Below are 13895 nucleotides of genomic sequence, written 5' to 3'. Positions count from 1 at the left end.
AGGAGTTGCAGCCGTTTGTGTGTTGTTTGCTTGCCTCTCACAATTTACTAATCTACTCGCTTTTTCTCGGAATGTCAACCCCTTTTTCAAAAAAAATTTGACATCCCTCAAACCCAAGCGGTGCAGCGTTTCTAGCATCAGGGAGCAGTCCTCTAGCCGAAATATGGCAAAATAGAAAGGATTGTCTAAAATTGTCCATCTTGTCGAAACCCATGACTGCAACGACCCCAAGCCAAGCCACAAAATACGAACCCTTCAGTACCGAAGCCAAATGGCAACAGTATTGGGAAGATCATCAGGTGTTTAAAGCTGACCCCAACCAACCGGGGGAACCCTATTGCATTATGATTCCTCCGCCTAACGTGACGGGAAGTCTGCACATGGGTCATGCCTTTAATAACTCCCTGATTGATGCCTTGATTCGCTATCATCGCATGAAGGGTGACAACGCTTTGTATTTGCCGGGGATGGATCATGCCAGTATTGCAGTCCAAACAATTTTAGAACGACAACTCAAAGCTGAAGGCAAAACCCGCTATGATTTAGGACGAGAAAAATTTTTAGAACAAGCTTGGGAATGGAAGGAAAAATCGGGGGGAACCATTGTTAATCAGTTGCGACGGTTGGGGGTTTCTTGTGATTGGACGCGGGAACGATTTACCCTGGATGAAGGATTATCAAAAGCGGTCTTAGAAGCGTTTATTCAGTTATATGAAGATGGCTTAATTTATCGAGGGAAATATTTAGTCAATTGGTGTCCTGCGAGTCAATCAGCCGTATCGGATTTAGAAGTAGAAAATAAAGAAATTAATGGCAATTTGTGGCATTTTCGCTATCCTTTAAGCGATGGTAGCGGTTATGTGGAAGTAGCAACAACACGACCGGAAACGATGTTAGGGGATACGGCGGTTGCAGTTAATCCGAATGATATTCGTTACAAAGATTTAATCGGAAAAACCCTAACTTTACCGATTATGAAACGGGAAATTCCGATTATTGCGGATGAATTTGTTGATCCGAGTTTTGGTACGGGTTGTGTGAAAGTGACTCCCGCCCATGATCCGAATGATTTTCAAATGGGTCATCGCCATAAACTGCCGATGATTAATATTATGAATCAGGATGGATCTCTGAATGAAAATGCAGGGCCATTCCAGGGACAGGATCGATTTGTGGCGCGAAAAAATGTGGTTCAACGTCTCAAAGATTTGGGATTTTTAGTTAAAGTTGAAGATTATAAACATACGGTTCCCTATAGCGATCGCGGTAAAGTTCCGGTTGAACCGCTATTATCAACCCAATGGTTTGTTAAAATTAGACCTCTGGCGGATAAAGCTTTAAATTGTTTAGATGATCATGATTCTCCGGCTTTTATTCCTGAACGTTGGACGAAGGTTTATCGAGATTGGTTAGTTAAATTAGACGATTGGTGTATTTCTCGACAATTGTGGTGGGGTCATCAAATTCCCGCTTGGTATGCGATTAGTGAAACTGATGGCAAAATTACCGATGAAACACCGTTTATTGTGGCGAGAACTGAAGCGGAAGCCCAAGAAAAAGCAATTGCAAAATTTGGAGAAACCGTAATTTTAGAACAAGATCCTGATGTTTTGGATACTTGGTTTTCGTCGGGGTTATGGCCGTTTTCAACGTTAGGATGGCCGGAACAAACCTTAGATTTAAGCAAATATTATCCCACCGCGACCTTATCAACGGGGTTTGATATTATCTTTTTCTGGGTTGCTCGAATGACGATGATGGGGGGATATTTTACCGGAAAAATGCCCTTTAAAACCGTTTATATTCACGGGTTAATTCGGGATGAAAACGGTAAGAAAATGTCAAAATCTGCCGGAAACGGGATTGATCCGTTATTACTGATTGATAAATACGGAACCGATGCTGTGCGGTTTACGTTAATGAAAGAAGTGATTGGCGCAGGGCAAGATATTCGTTTAGAATATAATCGAGAAACTGACGAATCTGCCTCCGTTGAAGCGTCTCGAAATTTTGCCAATAAACTGTGGAATGCCTCTCGGTTTGTGATGATGAACTTAGACGGGAAATCTCCGAAACAGTTAGGAGAACCCAATATTAATCAGTTAGAACTGAGTGATCAATGGATTTTATCTCGCTTTAACCAAACCGTTAAACAAACCCGTAACCAGATGGAAAATTACGGCATTGGTGAAGCAGCAAAAGGCATTTATGAGTTTATTTGGGGAGATTTTTGTGATTGGTATATTGAATTAGTCAAACTTCGTTTACAAGGAGAAAATACCGAATCTCGTCACGTTGCTCAACAAACTTTAGCTTATGTGTTAGAAGGGATTTTAAAACTTCTCCATCCCTTTATGCCCCATATTACCGAGGAAATTTGGCATAGTTTAACACAAACGGGGGAAGAAGATTGTTTAGCGTTACAAGCTTATCCGGTTGTTGTAGAAGAAAATATCTTAGAAGTGCAACGGTTAGGCAAATTTGTTAAAGATCCTGATTCAATTGTCGGTCAAGTTTTGAGTACCTTATTAGAATTACCTGACCTGATAGGAGATTTCGTTAAACAATATCAAAAACCGTTAATTTTGACGGGGTTGTTTTTCGTTGCCTTTTTAACAGTTAAATGTTTTGTGGCGGCGTTGAATGCTATTAATGAAATCCCGTTACTACCCAATATTTTTGAATTGATTGGGATGGGATATTCCGGTTGGTTTGTGTATCGTTATTTGTTGAAGGCGTCTCAACGAGAAGAACTGGGTAAAATTATACAAGAGTTAAAAACGGAATTTATTGGCAGTGGAGAACCTGTCAAACCTGTTGATTTAAACTTACAAGTTCCTAACAGTTTTTCGTCCGTTTCTCAAGATTCTGCTTCGGAAATTACTACCATTCTTGACCCGAAATTAGAAGCAGATTTTGAGTTAATTATTGGGGCAATTCGTACCGTCAGAAATTTACGAGCAGAAGCGGATATTAAACCGAAAGTGAAAGTTAATGCTATTCTACAAACGGAAAGCCTTAAAGAACAGGATATCTTGAAACAAGGGCAAACCTATATTCAAGAATTAGGTAAAGTCGAAACCTTAACCATTACAGAACAGTTAACCGGAAATGAAGGTCAAACTATTGCGGGAGTTATAGGAACAGTTCAGGTGTTAATGCCTTTAGCAGGCGTGGTTGATGTAGCCGCTTTTCAAACCAAATTGCAGAAAAAATTGGCTAAAGTTGAAAAGGAAATTCAAGGGTTTCAACGCAATTTGAATAACCCGAATTTCGTTAACCGTGCGGAACCGGAAGTAGTTGAAAATACTCGCAATAATTTAGCAGAAGCCGAAAAACAAGCGGAAATTCTGCGAGAACGGTTAAGTCAATTTTCATCATAATAGGGAACAGGGAACAGGGAACAGGGAACAGATAATCAGCGATTTAGCTTTTAAAATCTCTGCTACAGATGTTTCCTAAACCCCGTGTAGAAACGTTACATAATACGGTGTAGAAACGTTGCATGCAACGTCTCTACACCATCACAAAAACGGATTATGATGAATCAAGATTTAGGATTGTTTTTGTTAGGAATTGCGGTACTAACCCTCTACTTAATCTTTTCAGCCTTAACGGAAATGGGCACCAAACTTCCCTGGAAAAAGTAAAACTATTTTCCTAGTCTAACAACTAGATTGTAATACTTGTTCAACAACATTAATCACATCTTGAGGTTTAAAGGGTTTAATTAAATAGCCCGAAGGATTGGTTTCTTTGGTGCGTTCAATGGTGGAGTTATCAGAATAAGCAGTAATATAAACGATGGGAATTTGGTGTTGTTCTCGAATACGTTTTGCGGTTTCTACGCCATCTAATTCTCCTCGTAGGTGGATATCCATTAAAATTAAATCCGGGCAATTTTTTGATACCTGTTCTAACGCTTTTTCTCCTGAATTAATTCGGGCAATAACTGTATACCCTTGTTTTCTTAAACTCCGGGCAATACTTTCGGCGGCAATTAACTCGTCTTCAACAATTAAAATCGTGGCTGTCATCTGTTGATCAAAATCCTCTGAATGTTAATTGAACATTAAGCTAATATTATTTTTTAATTATAGCTTTGTTCTTGAAAAATCAACGTAAAACTTGTACCTTGGGTACAATCTAATTCAAGGGTTGCCTCTAATTGATCGGCTAAAATATTAACTAATCTTAATCCCAAAGAAGGGCTATCTTGCCAATCTACATCTTCTGGAATACCGATGCCATTATCACTTATTTTTAGATAAATTTTTTGTTCAGAATCCACCTTGAGTTTAATTTCAATTTCTCCAGTTGTTGAGTCAGGGAAAGCATATTTAAAGGCATTTGTCACTAACTCATTAATTAATAATCCACAGGGAATCGCCGTTTCTAAATTTAGAGTTAGGGGTTCAAAATCCAGACTAATATTGATTTTACAGTCTTTCGGTTGATAAGAAGAACTTAATTTTTCTACTAAATTTTGAATATAATTCGCAAAATTCACCTGGGATAAATTATCAGATTGATAAAGTTGTTCGTGAATTAATGCCATGGTTTGAATCCGATTTTGACTATCTGCAAATAAATTTCGTTGTTCCTCCTCTTCTAAGGTATCCGCTTGTAAATCTAATAAATTAGAAATCACATAGAGATTATTTTTAACGCGATGATGAATTTCTCGTAATAACACTTCTTTTTCTAACAGTGAAGCTTTAATTTTTTCTTCCGCTTTTAAGCGTTCAGTCACATCTCGACAGACACAAATTAATAAATCATCATCGGTTAAAGTTAGTGAAACTTCTTCAACAAAGGTACTTCCATCTCTACGTTTAGCTGTCGTTTGACCTTGCCAATGGCGTTGTTGGAATAAAGCCGGGAAAGTATGCTGTTCAAAATAACGAATTTGTTCCGGTTTATACAAACTTTCCCAATTCTGTCCTAGTAATTCTTGGGGATGGCTATACCCAAACATTTCAACATGAGCTTTATTCAAATAAATATAATGCCCATCTTTTAAAATCCCAATACCATCAATGGCGGCTTCAATGGCGGCTAACTGTTGTTTTAATACTTCTTGTGCTTTCTGAAGTTCTGTAATATCTGTATGAGCACCCACCATGCGGATCACATTTCCTTGGTCATCTTTTAGATGAATGGCTCTCGATAAAATATAGACGATGGAACCATTTTTATGATAAAAACGTTGAATGATCTGAAATCGATCTACTCGACCTTTGTTATAGTCTTCAATCAATTTAATGGCAGCAATTCTATCCTCTTCAAAAATAACTTTGTCCCAGGAGGACAGAGTATTCGGGAATTCATCATTATTATAGCCAATCATCTCTTTCCAACGGGGAGAAAAATAAATCTCATTTGTGATAAAATCCCAATCCCAAAAGCCATCTTGTGCGGCTTGAATCGCTAAGTGAAACCGTTCTTCCGCCACTTTTATTTCGGCAGCACTGCGTTTTCGTTCCGTTAAATCTTGAGCAATTCCTAGGAATCCAGTAATATTTCCCATCGGATCTCGCAAGGAACAAACCGAGAGTAAAACCGGAAATTTTGAGCCATTTTTATGAACCATGAGCCATTCTCGTTCTTCAATCTGTCCCAGACGGGCTTTCGCAACAAGAACTTCAAAACCCGGTTCAAGTTGAGTTCCTAATTCTAAAGATAAACTATAGGAACGTTCTAATATTTCTTGAGAATCATGAATCATCGCAGGAGTTGTTTTACCAATCATTTCTTCAGCTTGATAACCCAATAAATTCTCTGATCCTTGGTTCCAAACTTGAATGATTCCATTCCTATCTGTAGAAATAATCGCGTAATTTGTCCCATCTAAAATGGCTTGTTGGAGTTGATTTAATTCTAAGAGTTTGGCTTCTGCTAATTTGCGATCGCTAATATCACTTTCCGAACCTGCCATGCGAATCACTTGACCGTTTTCATCCCAGAGTGCTTGACCCCGATCTAAAATCCATTTATAGGAATTATCTTTACATTTTACCCGATATTCAGCCATAAAAAATGGCGTTTTTCTTTGAAAGTGATCCTGAATTCCTTGCCAAACCTTCTCAGCATCATCGGGATGAATTCGAGATATCCATTCTTCTAAGTCATGACTAATTTCATCTTCATCAAACCCTCGCATTTCTTTCCACCGAGGGGAAAAGAAAACTTCATTCGTTGGGACATTCCAATCCCAAATTCCATCTTTACTTCCATGAACAGCTAATTGCCAACGTTCCTCACTGATTTGTAAAGCTTTTTCTGCCAATTTCCGTTCGGTTATATCTAACATAATCGATAAATATTGGAAGGGTTTACCTTGATCATCTACAAACGGAACAATGGTGGTATCAACCCAAGAGTAATCTCCATTTTTGGCTTGATTTCTAATTTCTCCTCGCCATACTTTTCCTTGACTAATGGTAGACCAAAGCTGTTTAAAGAAGCTCCGAGGATGATAACCTGAATTAATTAAACTAAAGGTTTGCCCCACTGCTTCTTCGTATGAATATTGATAAGTCTGAGAAAATTTATAATTAAAATAGTTAATCACCCCATTGCGATCTGCTATAGCTACAATAGCCATTTCATCAAGGGCGATTTTATGATAGGTTAATTCTTGCAGGACAGTTTTGAGTTTGTTCTCGGCTTGTTTCTTAGCCGTAACATCCCGCAAGAAAGCTCGAATAACTATTGGTTTCCCATCTTCAAAACGACAGTTCGCACTGCCTTCTAAAATTACAGTTTCTCCGGTTTTGCTAATATATTTTGTTTCAATACAATCATATTTAATTAGCTGTCCGGTTCTCAACTGTTCAAACACTTGATCACAGATAACACTATGATCGTGATCAAGTACATCAAAAATGGATAACTTTTTAATCTCTTCATCGCTATATTTTAAGGTTTCTTTCCAAGCTCGGTTTACATAAATAAAACGTCCATCTTCAGGAGAAATGAGTTGAATTAAATCATTGGCATTTTCAAATAAATCCTTTAACTGTTCTTGACTTTCTCTTAAATCCATTAATAATTGAGCTTGGGCGATCGCAATTCCTACTTGCTCGGAAATTTGCTGCATAATCTCAATTTCAAATTCTGTCCACTGATGGAGTTGATAACATTGATGCGCCACCATTAAGCCCCAAAGTATACCGTTTTGGAAAATCGGAACAATTAATTTAGATTTAACCTGTAATTGCTGCATTAACTCTCTCATACATAAAGTTTCTAGCTTATCTAAAGGATAAGCATCTTCGATATTATCAATCGCTTTGACTTTTTTGGGTTCATAAAACTGTATACAAGAATTAGAAAAAATGTTTTCATTGAAAATGTGATTCAGAAGCGATAATTCTGGATTAATAACTGATTCTGTAATAATTTGTTGTTTTCCTTTCGGGAAAATTCGATAGATTAAAACGCGATCACAATCTAAAATATGACGAATTTCGGTTACAGTGGTTTGCAATATTTTTTCGAGTTGTAAAGATTTACGAATATTCAGAGTAATATCCGTAAATAATTCAACCTTAATATTTTGACGATGTAATTTTTTTTCGGTGCGACGATGTTCTTGAATTTCATTTAAAAGTTGTTGATTCGTTTGGCTTAAGACGATTGTTCGTTCTCGCACTCTTCGCTCTAATTCACCATTAAATTTTATTAAAGCATCTTCTGCTTTACAGCGTTCTTTTAACTCATATTGAATTTGTTGATAAAGTTGAGACTGTTGAATCGCTATGGAAATAGAAACAGCGAGTTGATCTAATAAGTTTAATTCATCAGAACTCCACTGACGGGGTGCAGTACAGTGATGAGCAATTAATAATCCCCATAACTGATGATCGGAGACAGGATCGTTAATGACAATGGGAACGACTAAATTAGCTTTTACATTAAAATCAGATAGTAACTTGTAATAACAAGGTAAAATATCTGCGGTTTCAACATTATTAATAGCAGTTTTTTTCCCTTGCAAATAATGTTCAGCACCGCCCATTTTAAAACAAGTATCTTCTAAATAAATTCCCAGAATACTATTTCCTTGAACAGTAACAGATTCTGCAACAATTTGACCATTAAATTCAGCATCGAATTGATACACTAAAACTCGATCACAGTCTAAGAGTTGTCTAATTTCTGTCACCGTTGTGTTTAGAATTTCTTTTAAAGATAAAGACTGACGAATATTAATCGTTACTTTGTATAATATTTTTTCGAGTTCGAGTTGTTGATACAGTTTTTTTTCTGCCTGTTTTTGCAGCGTAATATCCCTAGCAATTCCTAAAAAAGAAATTAAAGTACCATCAGGAGAATATTCTGGAACCAGTCGAGTTTGATACCAAATAGAACTGTCGATCGTTGGATAGGGATAATCAACTGTTTGTTCTTGTTTCGTTTCAATTGCCTGTTGAAGACAGTTTTTCCAAATATTAATTACATCTTGATCAATCCCTATATCTTCCGGGTATTTACCGACTAAATATTGAACCGGAACTCCTACCAATTTTTCAACAGCATGATTAAAATAGAGATATTTTAAATCCAAATCTATTCTAAAAATAATATCAGGAGCCGTTTCAACTATGAGTTGAAATTCCTGTTCTCGATAATAGAGTTTTTTCGTCTGTTCTTGTACTGTTTGTTGGAGGTTTAAATTTTGACTTTCTAACAGTTCTATTTTTTCATGTTGTAACTGTTTAACTTGTGTTTCTAATAATTCAATAACATTATAAACTTCTAAAGGCTCTAATATCTGTAAAATATTAGTGCGTGTGATCAATCCTAATAATTCTCCCTGGTTTCCCGTAACAATTAAACGACCAATACGATTAAACTCCATGATTTGATGAGCAACCGATAAGTTATCATCAGGATTTAGCGTTAAAATAGGAGAACTCATGGCTGCTACAGCTAGGGTATGATTCAAATCTAACCCCAACCTTTGAAATTGAACTAAATCTCGTTCTGTAATTATTCCTACGGGATATTTTGGATCATCTTGAGTCACAATTACCACACAACTAATATGATGATTTGCCATTAGTTGTGCTATTTTTAATAAAGACGTTTGAGCCGTTGCCAAAATCACCTGATGATTCATGACTTCAGAAACAGTTCTAAACCGCAATAAATCTTCAGGCTGTAAACATCCCCGAATCGTATCATAGGTAATTAATCCAATCAGATTTCCTTGATCAACGATGGGTAAATGACGAATCGAATGCTCTTTAAATAGATTGATAGCTGCAAAAATATCCTGTGTCTCTTCATATTGAAGGGTGACAACAGGTTGACTCATCACCTGCTTGACTTTAATCTTTTCTGTATGTTTTTCCTTGGCAATCCATTGAATAATATTTCGTTCTGTTACAATGCCAATGGGTTGATTATTCTCTACAATAATAACACAACTGCCCCGACCTTCTTGTTTTGCCATTTCCAAAGGGTTAGGTTCTGATGAATGCAGATAACAACTTCCTCTGGAGTGGGTAATTAATGCGATTACTTCATCTAAGGGAGTATCGAGTGCAGCTTGTAGGGGATCTGGAATAATGGCAGCTTCTAAATTATCTAACCAAGCAAGTGTTAAGGCCATAGACCATTGAGATGTAGTTAGAGGTATAAATTCATTGTATCTTTTACCAGGGAAAGTTGTAAAAATGTTATTGAACACCAAAGGATCAGAAGAAAGAAGACTCTTCTATAATGGCGTAATTCTTTTTGGATTTCTATTGTATTTTTACTGAATTTAGGTACAGTATAACTCCGCAAAAATACGGAGTTATTTTTCAATTTAGGTTTAAAGTTCGGCTTCTAAAAAATAAATCAAATAATTTACCTTTACCTAAAATTTCATTTAATTCCCGTGTGATGAAAAAAGGAATAAACACCAGGAATAAGCAGAAGATTTGATAAATTGTATCGATTTGAAAAAAATGATTTTTCAATTCTATTAAATTTTGATCTATAGATTCGTGTTGAAACAAACCGATGATAAAATGTTCTACAATATTAAAAAGTAAAACAATAATTGTAAATAAAATTGACTTATAACCCACTGAAATAATCAGAGGTTTATCTCCATAGCGTTCTACCAGGGGCAGTTTTTCAGATAAAACAATCACTTTTCCGATGATTAAAGCTCCAACAATCGCCACCCCATAATTAAAAGCGTCAATCCCATGTTTTAATAACGCCAGGGAATTCAACGTGATTAAAACGCTAAAGGATAAGGCTAAATACAAATTAACAATTGATAAACTAATAAACTCATCAATTAAGGCTGATTTCCGAGTTTTTTTAGGTGCTGTTTTGTTAGTCATGGATTAATTAAAGTTGATGGTTAAGTATTCCTGATGGTCTGCTGATAACTGATGATGGGTGGGAGGGATAACCCCACCCCTACGGGTTGTGTCGGGATTTTAAAATAAATTCAGCCACACTTAAATCAACAGGAGTAGTAACTTTTAAATTGGTTTCTTCTCCCATCACAATATGAACCGATAACCCACATTTTTCAAATAATGCCGCATCATCGGTCACTTCCCAACCCTGTTGACGACCTTGCTCATGGCAGTCTTTTAAGAGTTTCACATCAAAGCCTTGGGGAGTTTGTGCCGCCCATAACTGTTTACGCTCAGGGGTATCTAAAATTAATCCATCCTCATCCACCACCTTAATCGTGTCTTTGACCGGAATAGCGGCGATTAACCCCTGATACTCCTGTAATGCTTGTGTACAGCGTTCAAATAACTGCGGTGTGGCTAAACATCGAGCCCCATCATGAATTAAGACCTGTTCTGCATCGCTGGGTAAAGCTTGTAAGCCATTATAAACCGACTCTTGACGGGTATCTCCCCCTTGAATTAACTCCACAGGTTTACTTAAGTTAACAGTGGCTAAAATATCCTTAAACTCAGGGAAATCCACAGGTTGACCCATGATCCCGATCCAGTCAATGCAGGTTGCTGCTTCCGCCGATAAGAGTGTCCACGTCAATAACGGTTTACCCAATAACGTCAAAAGCAATTTGTTGCGATCGCTTCCCATTCGTCGTCCCATCCCTGCTGCTGGAATTAATAAGTGCATTGTGAAAATTTAGAGGTAAGATTGACAATCCTGTGTTCATATTAGAATTAAGCTGATCTTGTAGATTAACTCTTTACTAATGAGAATACTAGCCCTTGTCCCAGGTGGAATAGGCGATCAAATCTTGTTTTTTCCGACGCTTGATGGCCTTAAGCAAGCTTATCCTGAAGCCCAAATTTCTGTTATGGTAGAACCCAGGGCCAAGGGAGCTTATCGAGTTTGTAAGTCGGTTTCGGAAGTTTTAACCTATGATTTCAAGGAACGTAACAGTTTAGCCGACTGGGGAAATTTTCTGGGTATTGTCCGTGACCGAGAGTATGAAGTGGTCTTATCCTTGGGTCAAAGTTGGACGGTGGGATTGTTATTATGGTTAACGGGTATCCCCATTCGCGTTGGATACGCGGGTGGCGGTGAAGGGATGTTTATTAGCAACCCCGTCCCCCTGAAACCCGAACAATACGCCGCCGAGATGTATTATGACCTGCTCAAAGGGTTACAAATTACCACCCCCTTCTCTGGATTATCCATTAATGTTCCTAAACTAGATATTGACTGGGGAGATGCTGAACAAAAACGTCTGGGGGTTACTGAAAGTGGTTATATTTTGATTCATGGGGGGTCTAGTCAGTTAGCGCAACAAAAAGGTATTGATAAAATTTACCCGGTTGCGAGTTGGCAAAAAATTATTCAAGATATTCAACAACGACAACCTAACCTTCCTGTTGTTATTGTCCAGGGGCCAGAAGATGTCGCGTTAGTGCGCGAAATTGTCCAATCTTGTCCTCAAGTTAAAGTCACCCAACCGGATGATATTGGCAAATTAGCGGCAATGATCGCTTCGGCGAATTTAATGCTCTGTACCGATAGTGCTCCGATGCACTTGGCTGTTGCGGTGGGTACTTATACAATTGCATTATTTGGCCCCACTGAACCTGCTAAATTATTACCGAAAAGCGATCGCGTGATTGGGATTAAATCTCCTACAGGGAAAATGTCTGATATCTCTCCCGATGAAGTCATTCAAAAAATCTGGGGCGGTTAATTCAGTTATCAGTTATCAGTTATCAGTTATCAGTAGAGACGTGCCATGGCGCGTCTGTACCAGTTATCAGTAGAGACGTGCCATGGCGCGTCTCTACCTTGTCAGTTGTCAGTTTTTAGTTATAGTTTATTGTTACCTATTGCGGATTTTATGAATTACAATATTGAAGAAACGGTGATTGAACGTTATAAAGCTGGAGCAACAACGGTACAGCCTTCTCTGTGTTGTCCTGTGGAATATCAAGAAAATCAATATTTAGAAATTATTCCCCAGGAAATTATTGAAAAAGATTATGGTTGTGGTGATCCGACTCGTTATGTTAACCCCGGAGAAATTGTTGTAGATTTAGGTTCGGGGGCGGGAAAAAATTGTTATATGATTGCTCAAAAAGTTGGGGCGACGGGTCGAGTCATTGGGGTCGATTTTAATGATACCATGTTAGCGTTATCTCGCAGCTATCAAGCAGAAGTTGCCGAAAAATTAGGCTATGCTAATACAAGCTTTGTTAAAGCAAAAATTCAGGATTTAGCGTTAGATTTAGATCAAGTTCAACAGTGGTTAACAAATCATCCTATTCAGTCTATAGAACAAATTACAGAATTTGAGTTAGAATGCGATCGCCTGCGTCAACAAAATCCTTTAATTGCAGATAATAGCGTTGATGTGGTGATTTCTAATTGCGTTTTAAACTTAGTCCGTCCCCAAGATAAAGATCAACTGTTTCAAGAAATTTATCGCGTGTTAAAACGAGGGGGACGGGCGGTTATTTCGGATATTGTTTGTGATCAAGATCCAACTCCTGATATTTTAAATGATCCCGATTTGTGGAGTGGCTGTATTGCGGGAGCGTTTCGCGAAAATGAATTTTTACAACGCTTTGAACAAGCCGGATTTTATGGAATTAAAATATTAGCCCGACAGGAAGAACCTTGGCAAGTGATTGATGGCATTGAATTCCGTTCTTTAACGGTTTGTGCGTTTAAAGGTAAAGACGGCCCCTGTTTAGATGTGAATCAAGCAGTGATTTATAAAGGGCCTTGGAAACAAGTCATGGATGATGACGGACATATTTTATATCGGGGTGAACGGATGGCAGTTTGTGATAAAACCTACCACATTTATACTAACATAAACGGCCCCTATTGTCAAGATATTTTAGGAATTTTACCCCATGAAACGATTCCGTTAGAATCAGCCCCAGAATTTGATTGTAGTCGTAATGTGATTCGCAAACCCGAAGAAACCAAAGGCAAAAATTATCACGTTACGATTACAAATTCTGATAATTCTTGTTGTTCTCCTGCGAGTTCGAGTTGTTGTTAAATTGGAGAGCAGAGAATATTTCTGATTGTCGTTTTTTGATCTCAAGTTCTGATCGCTCAATCTTCTGATCCCAAATCCCATTCTGAAAAGCCACTGATCAAGTCGGATGTCATTCCCGCCCTTGTAGGAATCTATAAGCATTTTAGGAGATTACAATCAATAGTCTATAAGAAAACAGATTTGGGATCACCGATTTTCTATCAAATGTTTGGTTCAGTTCGGTTAGCTTAAGGTGTTACTGATGATGGCTATCCAATAGTCATTGGGTTACAAATCACAGTCTTGTCTGGAGCCTTACAACCGTATAAGTACGGGGATTTTGAAGGTTATTCTCGTGTTTTAGCGATGTAGATCACATTTTTTTGTGTAACATCTCACAAGATTATTTTTTTTCTATCACGACGGTTGAATCATG

At 37.7% G+C, this 13895-nt stretch carries 7 protein-coding genes; 3 read left to right on the top strand and 4 right to left on the bottom strand.

Features of this window, described 5'->3' with window-relative positions:
• Positions 1-212: 212 nt before the first annotated feature.
• Positions 213-3383 (top strand): valine--tRNA ligase, encoded by a 3171-nt coding sequence (locus H6G57_RS11050; protein ID WP_190518541.1) that lies wholly within the window; start codon positions 213-215, stop codon positions 3381-3383.
• Between the two features lie 282 nt (positions 3384-3665).
• Here H6G57_RS11050 and H6G57_RS11045 read toward each other — a convergent pair whose 3' ends face one another.
• The 4 genes from H6G57_RS11045 to ispD form a co-directional block, all read right to left on the bottom strand.
• Positions 3666-4037, bottom strand: coding sequence for a response regulator (locus tag H6G57_RS11045; protein ID WP_190518535.1), 372 nt, complete (start codon positions 4035-4037; stop codon positions 3666-3668).
• Between the two features lie 53 nt (positions 4038-4090).
• Positions 4091-9622 carry a PAS domain S-box protein gene (locus H6G57_RS11040; protein ID WP_190518534.1) on the bottom strand — a complete coding sequence of 1844 codons (5532 nt, stop codon included), beginning with the start codon at positions 9620-9622 and terminating at the stop codon, positions 4091-4093.
• A 193-nt stretch (positions 9623-9815) separates the two neighbouring features.
• Positions 9816-10349, bottom strand: coding sequence for a hypothetical protein (locus H6G57_RS11035; RefSeq protein WP_190518532.1), 534 nt, complete (start codon positions 10347-10349; stop codon positions 9816-9818).
• A 79-nt stretch (positions 10350-10428) separates the two neighbouring features.
• Positions 10429-11115 carry a 2-C-methyl-D-erythritol 4-phosphate cytidylyltransferase gene (gene ispD / locus H6G57_RS11030; protein ID WP_190518531.1) on the bottom strand — a complete coding sequence of 229 codons (687 nt, stop codon included), beginning with the start codon at positions 11113-11115 and terminating at the stop codon, positions 10429-10431.
• A gap of 79 nt (positions 11116-11194) precedes the next feature.
• On the opposite strand from ispD, the gene H6G57_RS11025 reads away from it, so the two are divergent.
• Complete coding sequence (locus H6G57_RS11025; protein ID WP_190518529.1) at positions 11195-12157, top strand: glycosyltransferase family 9 protein; 963 nt, start codon at positions 11195-11197, stop codon at positions 12155-12157.
• A gap of 150 nt (positions 12158-12307) precedes the next feature.
• On the top strand, positions 12308-13480 hold the full coding sequence (locus tag H6G57_RS11020) for a methyltransferase domain-containing protein (RefSeq protein WP_190518757.1): 1173 nt from the start codon (positions 12308-12310) through the stop codon (positions 13478-13480).
• Positions 13481-13895 lie beyond the last annotated feature (415 nt).

The sequence above is a fragment of the Planktothrix sp. FACHB-1365 genome (assembly GCF_014697575.1).
In the GTDB taxonomy this organism is placed as follows: domain Bacteria; phylum Cyanobacteriota; class Cyanobacteriia; order Cyanobacteriales; family Microcoleaceae; genus Planktothrix.
This window is presented reverse-complemented; position numbering and strand designations above follow the sequence as displayed.

Coding starts and splice junctions, on each gene's coding strand:
- H6G57_RS11050 (WP_190518541.1), top strand. CDS start 213: ATGACTGCAACGACCCCAAGCCAAGCCACAAAATACGAACCCTTCAGT.
- H6G57_RS11045 (WP_190518535.1), bottom strand. CDS start 4,037: ATGACAGCCACGATTTTAATTGTTGAAGACGAGTTAATTGCCGCCGAA.
- H6G57_RS11040 (WP_190518534.1), bottom strand. CDS start 9,622: ATGGCCTTAACACTTGCTTGGTTAGATAATTTAGAAGCTGCCATTATT.
- H6G57_RS11035 (WP_190518532.1), bottom strand. CDS start 10,349: ATGACTAACAAAACAGCACCTAAAAAAACTCGGAAATCAGCCTTAATT.
- ispD (WP_190518531.1), bottom strand. CDS start 11,115: ATGCACTTATTAATTCCAGCAGCAGGGATGGGACGACGAATGGGAAGC.
- H6G57_RS11025 (WP_190518529.1), top strand. CDS start 11,195: ATGAGAATACTAGCCCTTGTCCCAGGTGGAATAGGCGATCAAATCTTG.
- H6G57_RS11020 (WP_190518757.1), top strand. CDS start 12,308: ATGAATTACAATATTGAAGAAACGGTGATTGAACGTTATAAAGCTGGA.